17 protein-coding genes are annotated in these 13,350 nt (G+C 73.5%); 11 read left to right on the top strand and 6 right to left on the bottom strand.

Annotated elements, in window-relative coordinates:
* The 4 genes from AC1DP0_RS08485 to AC1DP0_RS08470 form a co-directional block, all read left to right on the top strand.
* Nucleotides 1-441: molybdopterin cofactor-binding domain-containing protein (locus AC1DP0_RS08485; protein ID WP_478083645.1), on the top strand; the 441-nt coding region annotated here is incomplete at its 5' end.
* The gene (locus tag AC1DP0_RS08480) at nucleotides 438-1,376 is read left to right on the top strand and encodes an FAD binding domain-containing protein (RefSeq protein WP_478083644.1); all 939 of its coding nucleotides are present in this window, start codon (nucleotides 438-440) and stop codon (nucleotides 1,374-1,376) included. The genes AC1DP0_RS08485 and AC1DP0_RS08480, both read left to right, overlap by 4 nt.
* Nucleotides 1,377-1,400: 24 nt before the next feature.
* Nucleotides 1,401-1,910: an EVE domain-containing protein gene (locus AC1DP0_RS08475; protein WP_478083643.1), complete on the top strand. Its 510-nt coding sequence runs from the start codon at nucleotides 1,401-1,403 to the stop codon at nucleotides 1,908-1,910.
* On the top strand, nucleotides 1,907-2,401 hold the full coding sequence (locus AC1DP0_RS08470) for a metallophosphoesterase family protein (protein ID WP_478083641.1): 495 nt from the start codon (nucleotides 1,907-1,909) through the stop codon (nucleotides 2,399-2,401). Before AC1DP0_RS08475 ends, AC1DP0_RS08470 begins: the two co-directional genes overlap by 4 nt.
* 29 nt (nucleotides 2,402-2,430) lie before the next feature.
* On the opposite strand, the gene AC1DP0_RS08465 is transcribed toward AC1DP0_RS08470, so the two are convergent.
* The 4 genes from AC1DP0_RS08465 to AC1DP0_RS08450 all read right to left on the bottom strand — a co-directional run bounded on the left by AC1DP0_RS08465 (nucleotide 2,431) and on the right by AC1DP0_RS08450 (nucleotide 6,326).
* Nucleotides 2,431-2,919, bottom strand: coding sequence for a DUF1269 domain-containing protein (locus AC1DP0_RS08465; RefSeq protein ID WP_478083640.1), 489 nt, complete (start codon nucleotides 2,917-2,919; stop codon nucleotides 2,431-2,433).
* Nucleotides 2,920-3,086: 167 nt separating this feature from the next.
* Nucleotides 3,087-3,584, bottom strand: a complete 498-nt coding sequence (locus AC1DP0_RS08460; protein WP_478083639.1) for a DUF427 domain-containing protein — start codon at nucleotides 3,582-3,584, stop codon at nucleotides 3,087-3,089.
* Entirely contained in the window at nucleotides 3,581-4,804 is a 1,224-nt protein-coding gene (locus AC1DP0_RS08455; protein ID WP_478083636.1) for a cysteine desulfurase-like protein, read from the bottom strand. The genes AC1DP0_RS08460 and AC1DP0_RS08455 overlap by 4 nt, the downstream gene beginning before the upstream one ends.
* A gap of 106 nt (nucleotides 4,805-4,910) precedes the next feature.
* Complete coding sequence (locus tag AC1DP0_RS08450; protein WP_478083634.1) at nucleotides 4,911-6,326, bottom strand: FAD-binding oxidoreductase; 1,416 nt, start codon at nucleotides 6,324-6,326, stop codon at nucleotides 4,911-4,913.
* 220 nt (nucleotides 6,327-6,546) lie between these two features.
* On the opposite strand from AC1DP0_RS08450, the gene AC1DP0_RS08445 reads away from it, so the two are divergent.
* From AC1DP0_RS08445 to AC1DP0_RS08435, 3 genes are all read left to right on the top strand, one after another.
* Entirely contained in the window at nucleotides 6,547-7,077 is a 531-nt protein-coding gene (locus AC1DP0_RS08445; RefSeq protein WP_478083631.1) for a mycothiol transferase, read from the top strand.
* A gap of 128 nt (nucleotides 7,078-7,205) precedes the next feature.
* The gene (locus AC1DP0_RS08440; RefSeq protein ID WP_478083628.1) at nucleotides 7,206-8,024 is read left to right on the top strand and encodes a CPBP family glutamic-type intramembrane protease; all 819 of its coding nucleotides are present in this window, start codon (nucleotides 7,206-7,208) and stop codon (nucleotides 8,022-8,024) included.
* An 88-nt stretch (nucleotides 8,025-8,112) separates the two neighbouring features.
* On the top strand, nucleotides 8,113-8,622 hold the full coding sequence (locus AC1DP0_RS08435) for a GNAT family N-acetyltransferase (protein ID WP_478083626.1): 510 nt from the start codon (nucleotides 8,113-8,115) through the stop codon (nucleotides 8,620-8,622).
* Here the strand turns inward: AC1DP0_RS08435 and AC1DP0_RS08430 are convergent.
* A complete protein-coding gene (locus AC1DP0_RS08430) occupies nucleotides 8,595-9,425 on the bottom strand; it encodes a hypothetical protein (protein ID WP_478083624.1) in 831 nt (276 codons plus the stop codon). The two genes, AC1DP0_RS08435 and AC1DP0_RS08430, sit on opposite strands and share 28 nt — an antisense overlap.
* 153 nt (nucleotides 9,426-9,578) lie before the next feature.
* Here AC1DP0_RS08430 and AC1DP0_RS08425 point away from each other — a divergent pair, with 153 nt between their 5' ends.
* Nucleotides 9,579-9,923: an MmcQ/YjbR family DNA-binding protein gene (locus tag AC1DP0_RS08425; protein WP_478083621.1), complete on the top strand. Its 345-nt coding sequence runs from the start codon at nucleotides 9,579-9,581 to the stop codon at nucleotides 9,921-9,923.
* 72 nt (nucleotides 9,924-9,995) lie between these two features.
* Here AC1DP0_RS08425 and AC1DP0_RS08420 read toward each other — a convergent pair whose 3' ends face one another.
* A complete protein-coding gene (locus tag AC1DP0_RS08420) occupies nucleotides 9,996-10,403 on the bottom strand; it encodes a VOC family protein (protein ID WP_478083619.1) in 408 nt (135 codons plus the stop codon).
* A gap of 261 nt (nucleotides 10,404-10,664) precedes the next feature.
* On the opposite strand from AC1DP0_RS08420, the gene AC1DP0_RS08415 reads away from it, so the two are divergent.
* The 3 genes from AC1DP0_RS08415 to AC1DP0_RS08405 form a co-directional block, all read left to right on the top strand.
* Nucleotides 10,665-11,570, top strand: coding sequence for an ROK family protein (locus tag AC1DP0_RS08415; RefSeq protein WP_478083647.1), 906 nt, complete (start codon nucleotides 10,665-10,667; stop codon nucleotides 11,568-11,570).
* Nucleotides 11,567-12,523 (top strand): 1-phosphofructokinase family hexose kinase, encoded by a 957-nt coding sequence (locus tag AC1DP0_RS08410; protein WP_478083617.1) that lies wholly within the window; start codon nucleotides 11,567-11,569, stop codon nucleotides 12,521-12,523. The genes AC1DP0_RS08415 and AC1DP0_RS08410 overlap by 4 nt, the downstream gene beginning before the upstream one ends.
* A partial coding sequence (locus AC1DP0_RS08405; protein ID WP_478083616.1) for a class II fructose-bisphosphate aldolase occupies nucleotides 12,520-13,350 on the top strand: 831 nt, incomplete at its 3' end. The genes AC1DP0_RS08410 and AC1DP0_RS08405, both read left to right, overlap by 4 nt.

The following is a 13,350-nucleotide window of genomic DNA, read 5'->3' as shown; positions in this document are numbered from 1 at the left end:
GTCCACGTCAGCGAGGTCGAGGTCGACACGCGCACCGGTCACACCCGCGTGCTGCGCGTGCACGGGGGCATCGCCGTCGGCCGCATCCACGCCCCCGTGCTGGCGCGCAGCCAGTGCGAGGGCTCGGTCATCCAGGGCATCGGGCTCGCGCTCTACGAGAACCAGGTCCTCGACCCGCACACCGGCCTGACCCTGACGGCCAACCTCGAGGACTACCGCATCCCGCAGCTCGGCGACACCCCCGAGATCGACATCCACTTCCACGAGGAGGGCTGGGACCGCGTGCCCGGTGGCGGGGTCGGTCTCGGCGAGGTCGCGACGATCAGCCCGGCAGCGTCCGTCGGCAACGCGATCTTCAACGCCACCGGCTGGCGCCCACTGACCTTGCCGGTCCGGCCGGACCGCGTGCTCGAGGGACTGCGGACGGAGGTCACCCGGTGAGCGTCACGATCCTCACGGCATACGACGAGCGGCCCGATGGCCCAGGCGAGTTCGTCTACCGCGCCGGCGGCACCGACCTGCAGGAGCGGCTGCGCACGACGGGCGCGACGCCGCACGTCCTCGACCTGACTGGCGTGCCGGGCTTCGCCGGCATCGCACGCACCGAGGCCGGGACGACCATCGGCGCCGGCACCACCGTCGCGACCCTGGCGCGCGACCTGGCCACCGACTACCCGGCGCTCGCGCTGACCGCCGCGGGTCTGGCGACGCCGCAGGTGCGCGCCACGGCCACCGTCGGCGGCAACCTGCTCCAGCGCACCCGATGCTGGTACTTCCGCCACCCGCACACCGCCTGCTTCAAGTCCGGGGGCGTCGGCTGCCCGGCCCGCGACGGTCGCCATCTCTACGGCGTCGCCTTCGACACCGCGCCGTGCGTCCACCCGCACCCGTCGTCGCTCGCGATGGCCCTGCTGACGTATGCCGCCACCGTCGACACGACGCAGCGGCGCAGTCTCACGGTCGGTGACGTGCTCGGCGACGGGTCCGACCCGAGCCGCGACCACCTCCTCGCCGACGACGAGGTGCTGACCCGCATCACGCTGCCACCCCCGGCGGCGGGCGAGCGGGCGGCATACTTCCGCGCGATCAGCCGGTTCGAGGCGGAGTGGCCGCTCGTCGAGGCCGTCGTCCGCGTGGTGCGGGACGACGCCGGGACGGTCACCTCGGCCGGACTCGCGATCGGCGGGGTGGCACCGGTTCCGTTGCGGCTCAACGCGGTCGAGACCATGCTCCTCGGCTCGTCCCTCGACGACGACACGGTGGCGGCGGCCGCCGCGGCAGCAACCGACGGCACCCGTCCGCTCGAGGAGACCGGCTACAAGGTGCAGCTCATCGAGGCCACCGTGCGTGAGGTGCTCGAGCGCGTCCGTGGGTAGGAGCCGTGCATGATGAGAGGCGCGATGACCGGGCGAGCTGTCGAGCGCGAACGCCTGGGGGCGTGGGTGCTCAAGTGCAACCCGGCCCTCTGGGACCTGCGGGCCCTGCTCGACTCCGGCGAGCGACGCCTGACCTCGTGGGCCGTGCACCCGAGCTACCGCACGCGGCTCGTCGCACCCGGCGACAAGGTGCTCTTCTGGGTGTCGGGCGACGGGCGTGACGGCCTGGGACGCGGGGTGTGGGGACTCGGTCACGCGGTGGCGGAGGTCGAGCCCTGGGCGGAGTCGACGCAAGGGTTCTGGCGCACCGCGTCGGACGCCCACACCGTGCGTGAGCGTGTCGAGATCGACGTCGCGCTGCTCGAGGACCCGGTCGAGGACGCCGAGCTGCGGGCCGCGGGCATCGACGGCCTCGAGGTGCAGCGCCAGCCGTTCATGGCCAACCCCTCGTTCGTCTCGGACGAGCAGCTCGACACCATGCTGCCGCTGCTCCCTCCGTGGCCCACCGCCCCGCGCGCCGGGAGCGCGTCTTGAGAGCGATCGTCGTCTCGGACACGCACGCGCCGCGGCGCTGGAAGGCGTGCCCCCCGGCGCTGCTGCCGCACCTGGAGGGCGCGGACGTCATCCTGCACGCCGGGGACGTGTGCACCCCCGACGTCCTCGACCTGCTCGCGACGTTCGCTCCGGTCCATGTCGTCATGGGCAACAACGACGTGCCCGAGGTCGCCGAGTGGGGTGCGCCCGAGACCCTTGAGGTCGAGCTCGAGGGCGTGCGCATCGGGATGATCCACGACAGCGGCCACCGTCAGGGCCGCACGGCCCGGCTGCGCGGCCGGTTCCCGACCGCCGACCTCGTCGTCTTCGGGCACTCCCACATCCCGCTCGACGAGACCGGCGACGGCGTGCGCATCCTCAACCCGGGGTCTCCCACGGACCGCCGCCGCCAGCCGGCCGGGACCTTCGCCGTCCTCGAGGTGCGGGACGGCGCCCTCGTCGAGGCCAGGATCGAGCAGCTGCCGCGCTGAGGCCCCAGGTCCCCCAGGGCCCCCCGGGCTCAGCGACCGCCGAAGGTCTCCATCATGATCTGGCGCTCGCCCGCCGTGAGGTTGGTCGCGATGAGCTTGCTGTGCACCCCGTGGAAGCGCTCGCCCACCCGGTCGAGGTCGCCCTCCTCGGTGACGAGGAAGAGCGCCGAGGTGCCCGGCGTCACCTCCGTGCGGATGGTCGTCAGCTGCTCCTTGGTGATCCCGGCGTCCGCGGTCACCTTGCTGATGGCGCCGATCGCGGCACCGACGACGCCGCCCACCACCGGCACGAAGAAGAGGGCGCCGGCCAGGACTCCCCACAGGGCGCCCCACCCGGTGCCGCGCCACTTCTCGTCGTTGCCGTGGCTCGTGCTGGGGTGTGACTCCCCCTCGGGCCAGGTGACGACCGCGTGGTCGACGATCTTGAGGAACCCCTCCCGCTGGCAGTCCTGGAGGACGGACTCGGCCTGTGCGGCGCCGCCCGGGGTGTCGAACTTCCATACCGTGAAGGCAGCCATCTCATGCTCCTTTGCGTCGCCGCCGGCCGTCCGGCGCGTTGCGAGTGGTGTCGAGACCCACCCTGCCGCCCGCGGCCGCCGCGATCGTCCCCCTCACAGGGTGAGGTTTCAGAGCTCAGCCACCAGCCCAGTCACCAGCGCAGTCACCAGCCCAGTCACCAGCCCAGTCACCAGCCCCAGGAGCCGGGGCCGCCCTTGAAGGGACCGACGACCCGGTCGGTGATCCACCCGCCGTAGAAGCCGCCCTCCTGCGCACGGACCTGCTCGCCGTCGACGAGGCAGGCGTCGACGAGCCCGGGCATGACGGCGACGTGACCGGCCAGGACGGCATACGTCGGCACGGGCTCGGGATAGGTCCACGCGGCGCGAGCCGCCCGACGTCCGTCGCCGACGAGGTCGAAGTAGGCCGCGCGACCCTTCCACTCGCACACGGTGCTGCCCTCGACGGGGACGAGCGCACCCTCGACGAAGGCGTCGAGCGGCAGGTAGTAGGTCGGCGGGTGGCTCGTCTCGAGGACCCGCAGCGACGCGCGCGTGCGCGCCACGACCTCGCCGCCGAGGTGGACCTCGACGAGCTCGCTGCTCGGGTCGACGGCCGGCGGGCGCGGGTAGTCCCACACGGACTCCTGCCCGGGGCCGGCCGGCAGGGGCACGGGACGGCTCACCGGCTCGCCCCGCAGATCGCCTCGAGGCCGGTGGCGAGCCGGTCGACGTCGTCGGCGTTCGTGTAGGGCGCGAGACCCATCCGCAGCCCGCCGGTCGGGCCGAGCCCGAGGTGGTGGCTGCACTCCCACGCGTAGAAGTGGCCGGCGGGCGCGTTGACGCCGCGCTGCGCGAGGGCGGCACGCAGGTCCTGCGGGTCGTGACCCTCGACGGTGACGAGCAGCGTCGGGGTGCGGCGCTTCGCGTTGCTGTATGCCGTGAGGCCGGGGATCGCGCGCAGCCGCTCCTCCAGCGTGGCGAGGAGGGCGTCCTCGTGCTCCTCGAGCGCGGCGAACGAGGCCTCGAGGCGCTCGCGGCGCGGCCGGGACGGGTCGGTGAGGGCGAGGTCGGCGAGGAAGTCGACGGCGGCGGTCGTGCCCGCGAGCAGCTCGTAGGGCAGGGTGCCCAGCTCGAAGCGCTCCGGCACGGCGTCGGACGACGGGAGCAGCTTGTCCGGGCGGAGCGTCTCGAGGAGCGCCGGACTCGCGGCGAGGACCCCGTGGTGCGGGCCGAGGAACTTGTAGGGCGAGCACACCCAGAAGTCCGCGCCGCTTGCCGGCACGTCGATGAGCACGTGGGCCGTCGCGTGGACGCCGTCGACCCACAGCAGTGCCCCCACGGCGTGGGCGACGTCGGCGATGGCCGGCAGGTCGGGGCGGGTGCCGATGAGGTTCGAGGCGGCGGTGACCGCGACGAGGCGGGTGCGGTCCGTGACGACCGCCTCGACYGCCTCGGGCGGCAGCTCGCCCGTCGTCGGGTCGAAGTCCGCCCAGCGCACGGTGGCGCCGGTCGCCTCGGCGGCGAGCGCCCAGGGGCGGATGTTCGCGTCGTGGTCGAGGCGGCTGACGACGAGCTCGTCACCCGGGCCCCAGTCCTTGGCCAGGGTGCGGGCGAGCTGGAAGGTCAGCTCGGTGGCGGACCGCCCGAAGACGACGCCGGCGGGGTCGACCGCGAGGAGGTCACCCATCGCGGCTCGGGCCTCGAGGACGATGCGGTCGGCGCGCCGCTCGGCCGGCGTCACCGTGCCGCGGTTCGAGATAGCCGCGGTCAGGGTCTCGACGACCGCCGTGGCGACCGTGTCGGGCACCTGGGAGCCGCCGGGCCCGTCGAAGTGCGCCGCGCCCTCGCGCAGGGCCGGGAAGTGCCACCGGATCCGGTCGACGTCGTAGCCGGGATGTGTCATGCCCCCATCCTCACCCATGCTTGTCGGCGGTGAGGAAGTGAGCACTCGACGGACCCCTGCAGTCGAGTGCCCACTTCCCGGCGGACGGACTGCTCCTTCGATCGGGTCAGTCGCTGACGCGGCCGTTCTCGAAGAGGCGGGGGACGCGGTGGTTGGCCACGAAGCGGTCGTCGGGGTCGTAGGCCGACCGGATCCCCTTCAGCTGCACCCACGCCGAATCGGTGTAGCCCGTGCGGGCGTCGACCCCGTTCTCAGCGAAGTTGAGGTAGCTGCGACCCGTCGACCACGGCTCGAGCGCGCGGGTGAACTGGTGGGCGTCGAGCTGCCCCTGCATCGCCAGCTCCGGGGTGGCCGCGATCGCGACGCCGAAGGCGGCGTATGCCGCGTCGATCGTCGCGAGGGCGCCGTGGCCCTCCGGGGCCCGACCGAGCGCACCCCCGAGCTGTCGCAGCTCGGCCGCGAGCAGGGACGACGTGGAGCCGGGGCCGACCTGCTCGAGGATCGTGTCGATCGCCGAGTCGTTCAGCTCACCGAGGAGGGTCCCGTCCGAGACGGCCGGAGTGGGGCCCTCCGGGTCCATGTGCAGCCGGGTCAGGGACCGGGCGGGCAAGCGGTCGAAGGTGTCGATCTCCGGGCCGAGCCCGCGCAGCAGGCCGAGGATCGAGCGTGCCTCGGCGTCGCAACCGAGCACCGCCCCGTCGATGACGACGATCGACCGCCCGCGCAGCGGCTCCGGGATCGCCGGCAGCGGTGGGAGGTTGAGGAAGCGGAACGACGTCGTGACGGCGTCCGGTGCCTCGGGCGCCCAGTCGGCCCACCGTCGCAGCACGCGCTCGGCCTGGTCGCGGTCCCAGACGAGCATGCCGGCATACGCCGTCTCGACGGGGTAGAGGCGGAACTCGAGCGCCGTGACGACGCCGAAGTTGCCGCCGCCGCCGCGCAGCGCCCAGAAGAGCTCGACGTTCTGCGTGGCGTCGGCACGCACGTGCTCGCCGCTCGCGGTGACGAGCTCGACCGCGGTCAGGCTGTTGGAGGCGAGGCCGAGYCGGCGGGCGTACCAGCCGAGGCCGCCGCCGAGGCTGTAGCCGGCGATGCCGACGTCGGGCGAGCTGCCGTGCAGCGCCGCGAGCCGGTGGTCGGCGGCGGGCTCGGTCGCGTCCATCCACAGCGCGCCGCCCTCGACGCGGGCCATGCGCCGGGTCGGGTCGATGCTGACGCCGCGCATCCGTCCGGTGCGGACGAGGACGACGTCGTCGAGGCCCTGCGCGACGAGCGGCCCGGCGTTGTGGCCGGTGCTCTGCGGGGCGATGCGCAGACCTGCTGCGGCGGCGGCGCGGACGACGTCCTGGACGTGGGACACGGTGCGAGGCAGGGCCACGGCGGCGGGGCGCTGGTCGAGCGCGACGTTCCACGGCAGGCGTGCCGCGTCGTAGCCGGGGTCGCCGGGGAGGTGGACCGCACCGTCGCAGAGTCCGGCGAGGCTCGTGGCCCGTCGGGCGGTGGGGGTGAGGTTGAGGGTCATGCTCGTCTCCTGAGTCGTTATCGGTCGCGGTCGGCCCCCGGGCGTCTCTCGTGGTGGGCGCGGCCGTTCAGAGACCGGTGAAGCCCGTCAGATACATCGCGCGAGAAAGGTCCGCTTCGTCCTGGCAGGCCCGTGCGGCGCGAGGTTCTGCGCCGCGTCTGGCCGGCCGCAGGGCGTCCGGTTCGCTGCACCGCCGCGCCCCGAGGTGCATGCTGGGCTGATGGACGACGTGACGACCGGCACCGTGCGTGACCTGCTGCTCGACGGCTTCGACCGCATCCGCGAGGGCGTGCCGCAGGTGGTCGACGGCCTCTCCGTCGACGAGCTGCTGTGGCGACCGGACGCGCAGGCGAACCACATCGCCTGGCTCGTCTGGCACCTGACGCGCCAGCAGGACGACCAGGTGGCGCACCTGGCCGGCGAGCAGTCCGCGTGGCTCGGCGACGGCTGGGTCGACCGCTTCGGGCTGCCCTACGCGCCCGACGCCCACGGGTGGAGCATGAGCTCGGCGGACGTCGGCCGGTTCACCGTGGTGGACCCGGGGCTCTTCGGCGAGTACCACGGCGACGTCCACGACCGCACCGCCACGCTGCTCCAACGCCTCGACGCGGACGCCTACGAGCGTGTCATCGACGCGCACTGGGACCCGCCCGTCACGGTGGCGATCCGGATCGTCTCCGTGCTCGGCGACGCGTTGAAGCACCTCGGGCAGGCCGAGTACGTCCGCGGTCTCGTCGAGCGCCGCCGCTGAAGGGTCGGCGTCCGGGTTCACCCGTGGTGACGGACACGGGTGGGACCTCTGTGGCTCCGGTGGTGGACGAGTTCATGACGCTCCCGGCGCATGGCTGATCCACAGGAAGGGCTGCGAGAATGGAGGCAATGACCACCACTGTCGTGAGCCCCGCTGCCGTCGCCGTCGAGACATCTTTCGACGGCGGTGTCGTGCCGCGGCACGACCCGGTGCGACGTCACCGTCTGGCCCTCATCGCTCGCGGCCGCCGTGCTCGTCTCGCCGCCACCGTGGTCGTCGTCTTCGCCCTCGCAGGTGTCAACATCGGCAACCACGTGCTCGGCTGGGACACGATGTGGCTCGGCCCGGTGGGCGCGGTCGCGCTGCTGGCCTTCGCGCGCTGGCAGGGACTCACCTGGCACCAGCTGGGCCTCGCGCGGCACACCCACGCGCGGGGCATCCGGTGGGGGCTCGGTGTCATCGCCGTCGTCGCGTTCGTCTACCTCGTCGGCATCCTGCTCCCCTCCACCCGGACCGCCTTCCTCGACGCGCGCTACCACCTGCCTCCGGCGGGTGCCCTGCTCACGGCCTTCGTCATGATTCCCGTCGGCACGATCCTGCTCGAGGAGGTCGCCTTCCGCTCCGTGCTGTGGGGCTTCCTCTCCCGGCACGCCCGGATGTGGCAGGTCCTCCTCGGCTCGTCCCTGCTCTTCGGCCTCTGGCACGTCTTCCCCGCCATGGCATCGGCCACGGGCAACGCCGCCATCGGGTCGGCGGTCGCCGGGCTCGGGCCGTTCGCCAAGCTCGCCATCGTCGGCGGCACGGTGGCGTTCACCGCCCTCGGCGGGGTCGTCGCGGGCGAGCTGCGCCGGCGCAGCGGGAGCCTCTTCGCGAGCGTCGGCATGCACTGGGCCACCAACGCGCTCGGCGTGCTCTTCGGCGTCCTCGCCTGGCGCCTCACCTCCTGAGTCCGGCTGCCCAAGCCGGCTACCCGGGCCGTATGGCGCGTCCGCGCCGATCGCGCTCTCGAGCGCAGCGGCTGCGACACTGGCGCGCATGGACGGCTTCACGATCCGCCCGGCGCGGCCGGAGGACCACGAGCGGCTCGGTGACCTCACCGCCGCCGCGTACCTCGACGACGGGCTGCTCGACTTCGGCGCGGAGGACCCCTACCTCGAGGTGCTTCGTGATGTCGCCCGCCGCGCGGAGCACGCCGACGTGCTCGTCGCCGTCGACCCGGCGGGGGTCGTGCTCGGAGGCTTCGCCTTCGTCGCCGGTCCCGGGCCCTTCGCCGACGTCGCCCGGGACGACGAGGCCGAGTTCCGCACCCTGGCCGTCGTGCCCGCTGGTCGCGGCCGTGGGGTCGGCACGGCGCTGGTCCGTGAGTGCATCGACCGCGCGCGAGCCCTCGGCCGCCGCCGGCTCGTGCTCTCGACGCAGCCGACGATGCACGCCGCGCACCGCGTCTACGAGCGGTTCGGCTTCACCCGCGCGCCCGAGCGCGACTGGTCGCCCGTCCGCGACCTCCGGCTGCAGGTCTACGAGCTGGAGCTCGACCGCGCCTGAGCCGCGGCATTCGCGCGCGCGACGAGGTCGCGCACCGCGGTCACGATCGTCGGGTCGAGCTCGACGTGCGCCTCGAGCAGACCCAGGAGCGTCGCCGCCGCGTGCGCGTTGCGCTCGTAGCCGGGCACGAGGTCGGCGAGCGGCAGCACGTCCGCGCCGAACCGCCGCTCGACGCCCCGGTCGACGACGAAGACGTCCTGCGCCTCGCCCGCGCCGAGGCCCAGGTGGCCGAGCACGGTGACCCAGCGGTCGACGGCATACCCCTGGATGAAGCGGGTGGCCGTCAGGCGCTCGCCGCGCAGGTCGCGGTGCAGCCCGACGTAGAGGTTCGTGATCGCCTCGCCCACCTGGTGCTCGAGCGAGGCCGCCTGCGGCACAGGCGTGCTCGGGATCTCCAGGCCGGCGGGGGCGTCGGCTCGGCTCCAGTGGATGCGGCCCGGTGGGTAGCCCGCGGTCGCCAGGTCGGCCAGCGAGAAGACGGCGTACTCCGCGAAGAGGTCGCCCTCGAGGAGCGCCTTGCGGCCGGCGTCGCTGTTCTCGAACGACCACACCACCGGGTGCGCCGCCTCGAGCCAGTCGATGTCGGCGAGGTAGCGGTCACGGGCGGCCCCGTCGTCGACAACGACGAAGAAGTCCGCGTCGGAGTGCTCGTCGAGGCGGTGCAGGTCGCGACCCACCGAGCCGAGGCAGAGCAGCGCGACGGCGTCGCCGCGACGGTCGAGCTCGGTGCCGAGGCGGTCGAGGAAGGCGAGCAGGCGCTGCGGGACGGTGGGGTGGTCGGGCTGGGTGGGTGCGGACGGCATACGTCGTCTCCTTGTCGTGGCGGAGTCGACGTGTCAGCCCGCCCGGCGCACAGCCGTCGGGGTCGCGACACGGCGAGCGTATGCCGTGTCGCCCGTCCGCGGAAGGGGCCCTCGGTGGGTGTGTCGGCGGCGCGCCCGTGGCAGGCTGGAGAGGTGCCCGTGACCATCGAGGACGTGCGGCGCGTGGCCGAGCAGCTGCCTCGCTCCTACGAGGTGCTCGTCCGAGACCGCGTCAAGTTCCGCGTGGGGAAGATCGTGTGGCTCGCCTTCTCGTCGGACGAGACGCAGATGGGCTTCGCCTTCCCCAAGGAGGAGCGCGACGTGCTCGTCGCGAGCGAGCCCGAGGTCTTCCTCATGCCACGCCGGTCCGACCTGCGCTTCAACTGGATCGAGGTGCGGCTCGACGCGATCGACAAGGACCGGATGCGCGAGATCGTCGTCGACGCCTGGCGGATGGTCGTGCCCAAGACCGTGGCCCTGGCACAGGCCGGGGACTGAACGGCTCGCGCCTGCGGGCGTCCTGTGTGCACTGTGTGGGGTCAGGACCCCAATCTCTGCACACGGCGCCGGTCACGTGGAGATGCGGTACGCGCGTGCGGGTCGTGGACCCGTCTCGGACGCGCCACGCTCGATGCAGAACTCGTTGCCCTCGGGGTCGGCCATCGTGACCCAGCCCGAGCCCTCGGGCGTGCGGTGGTCGCCAACGACGGTGGCGCCGAGGGCGAGCGCGCGCTCGACCCACTCGTCGCGGGTTCCCTCGTCGGGGGCGAGATCGAGGTGCTGGCGGTTCTTGGCCGACTTGCCTTCGGGGACGGGGATGAAGAGCAAACCGAGGCCGGAGCTCGGGAACGACGCCGCGACGACGATCTCGGGGTCATCGTCGTAGTAGACGTTCCAGCCGAGAAGCTCGGACCAGAAGGTGCCCAGGGCGCGGGCATCGGCGCAGTCGAAGGTCACGTTGTGGATGTGCAGCGTCATGCTGGCAAGCGTGCTGGCCCTTCTCCTTGCCGGGCAAGCGGATTGCCGATGCAGGCTCGTTGCGCCTGACCTGGGCCGAGCTCGACGGTGGACCGCGGGGCAGATGACCGCGTCCACCGTCCTCGTTGTCGCCATCGCCGGCTCCCCGCGCGGCGCCGGCCCGGGGATGGCAGGGTGGGCAGATGCGCAACCGACAGTCTGTCCGAATGTGATCGATCGGGTGTTCAACCGTGCACGAATGCTCATAGACTGCGCCGCGTGATGCGCCAAGCAGTGGTCGGGATCGACGTCGGCGGCACCCGGATCAAGTCGGCCCTCGTGACCCCCGACGGGCAGGTGCTCGCCGAGACGGTCCGCGAGACCCCCGACGAGGTCGGTGCCCGGCTCGGCGAGGTCGCGGCCGACGAGGTCGCGGAGCTGACGGCTCGCGCCGGCGAGGCCATCGACCTGCTCGCCCTCGGCGTCGTCGTCCCGGGGGTGGTCGACGACGTGGCGGGTATCGGCGTCTGGTCGGCCAACCTCGGCTGGCGCGACCTCGACCTCCGCGGCGGGGTCGCCGCCCACGTCGACGTCCCGGTCGCGGTCGGTCACGACGTGCGCTCCGGCCTGCTCGCCGAGCACCGCCTCGGCGCCGCCCGGGAGGCCGACAACGTGCTCTTCGTGCCACTCGGCACGGGCCTCGCGAGCGCGATCCTCTGTCGCGGCCAGCTCGTCACGGGGTCGCTGTGGACCGGCGAGATCGGCCACGTCGTCGTCGCGCCGGACGGGCCGCTCTGTGGCTGCGGGCAGCGGGGCTGCCTCGAGGCGCTGTCGAGCGCGGGCGCGATCGGCCGCCGCTGGTCCGAGGCGACCGGACTGGTCGGCGACGCCGAGGAGGTCGCCCGCCGCGTCGAGGCCGGGGAGCCCGAGGCCCGCCGCATCTGGCAGGAGGCCGTCGACGCGCTGGCGAGCATGGTCGCGCCCATCGTGGCGGGCGTCGGGACCGAGCTGGTCCTCATCGGGGGCGGTCTCGTCCATGCGGGTGACACCCTCCTCGCACCCCTGCGTGCCGCCCTCACGGCCCGACTCGGGGGTCGCGAGGACGTCGTCGTCGAGGCCGCCGCCCTCGGCGCCCGCGCCGGCGCGCTCGGCGCTGCCACCATCGCCCTGGACGTCGTCGGTCGATGATCATCACCGTCACGCCGAACCCCGCGCTCGACATCACGTATGCCGTCCCGTCCGTCGCGCTGGGCGAGTCCCACCGCGTCGCCTCGGTGAGCGAACGGGCCGGGGGCAAGGGCCTCAACGTCGCGGCGGTGCTCACGACGATGGGACACCGGTCCGTGGCCGTGGCGCCGGTCGGCGCGACGGACGTCGACCTCTTCGCATCCGACCTCGGCGCGCGCCGCGTGCCGCACCGCCTCGTGCCGTCGCCGTGCCCGACCCGACGGTCCGTGGCCGTCGTCGAGGCCGGCGGTCGGGCGACCCTGTTCAACGAGCCCGGCGTCGGTCAGTCGCAACGGGTCTGGGACCGGGTCGTGGAGGAGGTCGCCGCGCTCGCAGCCCAGGCCTCGGTGCTGACGGTGTCGGGCAGCTTTCCGCCCGGCACCGACCCCGACCTCGTCCGGCGGCTGACGCGGGTGGCGCACGAGGCAGGCCTGCGCCTCGTCCTCGACGTCAGCGGAGCCCACCTGTCGCGCACGCTGAGCCTGCGGCCCGACCTCGTCAAGCCCAATCGCGTCGAGGCGGCTCAGACCCTGACCGGACTCGGCCGGGGTGAGGTGCCGTCCGTGCCCGGGGCTGCCCGGGCCCTCGTCGCGGCCGGAGCCCGGGCTGCGATCGTCAGTGACGGCACGAACGGCCTCGTCCTCGTCCACGACGACCTCGCGCTGCGGGCCTACCTGCCCCGCTCGCTCTCCGGCAACCCGACCGGGGCGGGCGACGCCCTGACGGCCGCGCTCGCGGCCGACCTCGACGGCATCGGGGACCTGCCGACAGGCCGGGAGGACTGGGCGGCGGTGCTGCGCCGCGGTGTCGCGTGGTCGGCGGCCGCGGTGGTGCAGCCCGTCGCCGGCGCCGTCGACCCCGCCGACGTCGACCGTCTGCTCCCCACCGTCGAGATCGAGGAGATCCGTCCGTGACCCGCTCCGCCCTGACGCCCGTGCTCGCCGAGGCGGTGGCCGCCGGTCGTGCGGTCGCGGCYTTCAACGTCATCCAGCTCGAGCACGCAGAGGCGTATGCCGCTGCGGCCGAGCGCGTCGGCCTGCCCGTCGTCATGCAGATCTCGGAGAACTGCGTGCGCTACCACGGCTCCCTGGCGCCGATCGCGGCGGCGACGCTCGCCATCGCGGACGCGTGCACCCAACCCGTCGTCGTGCACCTCGACCACGCCGAGGACGTCGCCCTCGTCGAGGAGGCGGTCCGGCTCGGCCTGACGTCCGTGATGTTCGACGGGTCGACGCTGCCCGACGACGAGAACCGCGCCGTGACTCGTCGCGTCGTCGAACTCTGCCGGACGGCCGGGGTCTCGGTTGAGGCCGAGCTCGGCGAGGTCGGCGGCAAGGACGGCGTCCACGCGCCCGGTGTCCGCACCGATCCTGCGGACGCGGCGCGCTTCGTCGCCGACACCGGTGTCGATGCGCTCGCCGTGGCCGTCGGCAGCAGCCACGCGATGACCGACCGCACGRCAGAGCTCGACACGGATCTCATTGCCGCACTGAGGGACTCGGTGCCGGTGCCGCTCGTGCTCCACGGTTCGTCCGGGGTGCCCGACGCAGGACTCGTCGCCGCGGTGCGAGCCGGCATGACGAAGGTCAACATCGCCACGCACCTCAACCAGGTCTTCACGCATGCGATGACCGAGCAGCTCGAGGCGTCCCCCACGGTCGACACGAGGAAGTACCTCGGCGCGGCACGCTCGGCAGTCACCGACGAGGCCGCCCGCCTCATGCGGCTCCTCGCCCCCCGC

The organism is Terrabacter sp. P5_B1 (assembly GCF_056400505.1).
This window is presented reverse-complemented; position numbering and strand designations above follow the sequence as displayed.

What these genes read in the sequence shown, in the direction of transcription:
- AC1DP0_RS08475 (WP_478083643.1), top strand. Translation starts at nt 1,401, where the DNA reads ATGACCGGGCGAGCTGTCGAGCGCGAACGCCTGGGGGCGTGGGTGCTC.
- AC1DP0_RS08465 (WP_478083640.1), bottom strand. Translation starts at nt 2,919, where the DNA reads ATGGCTGCCTTCACGGTATGGAAGTTCGACACCCCGGGCGGCGCCGCA.
- AC1DP0_RS08445 (WP_478083631.1), top strand. Translation starts at nt 6,547, where the DNA reads ATGGACGACGTGACGACCGGCACCGTGCGTGACCTGCTGCTCGACGGC.
- AC1DP0_RS08440 (WP_478083628.1), top strand. Translation starts at nt 7,206, where the DNA reads ATGACCACCACTGTCGTGAGCCCCGCTGCCGTCGCCGTCGAGACATCT.
- AC1DP0_RS08435 (WP_478083626.1), top strand. Translation starts at nt 8,113, where the DNA reads ATGGACGGCTTCACGATCCGCCCGGCGCGGCCGGAGGACCACGAGCGG.
- AC1DP0_RS08430 (WP_478083624.1), bottom strand. Translation starts at nt 9,425, where the DNA reads ATGCCGTCCGCACCCACCCAGCCCGACCACCCCACCGTCCCGCAGCGC.
- AC1DP0_RS08420 (WP_478083619.1), bottom strand. Translation starts at nt 10,403, where the DNA reads ATGACGCTGCACATCCACAACGTGACCTTCGACTGCGCCGATGCCCGC.
- AC1DP0_RS08415 (WP_478083647.1), top strand. Translation starts at nt 10,665, where the DNA reads ATGCGCCAAGCAGTGGTCGGGATCGACGTCGGCGGCACCCGGATCAAG.
- AC1DP0_RS08410 (WP_478083617.1), top strand. Translation starts at nt 11,567, where the DNA reads ATGATCATCACCGTCACGCCGAACCCCGCGCTCGACATCACGTATGCC.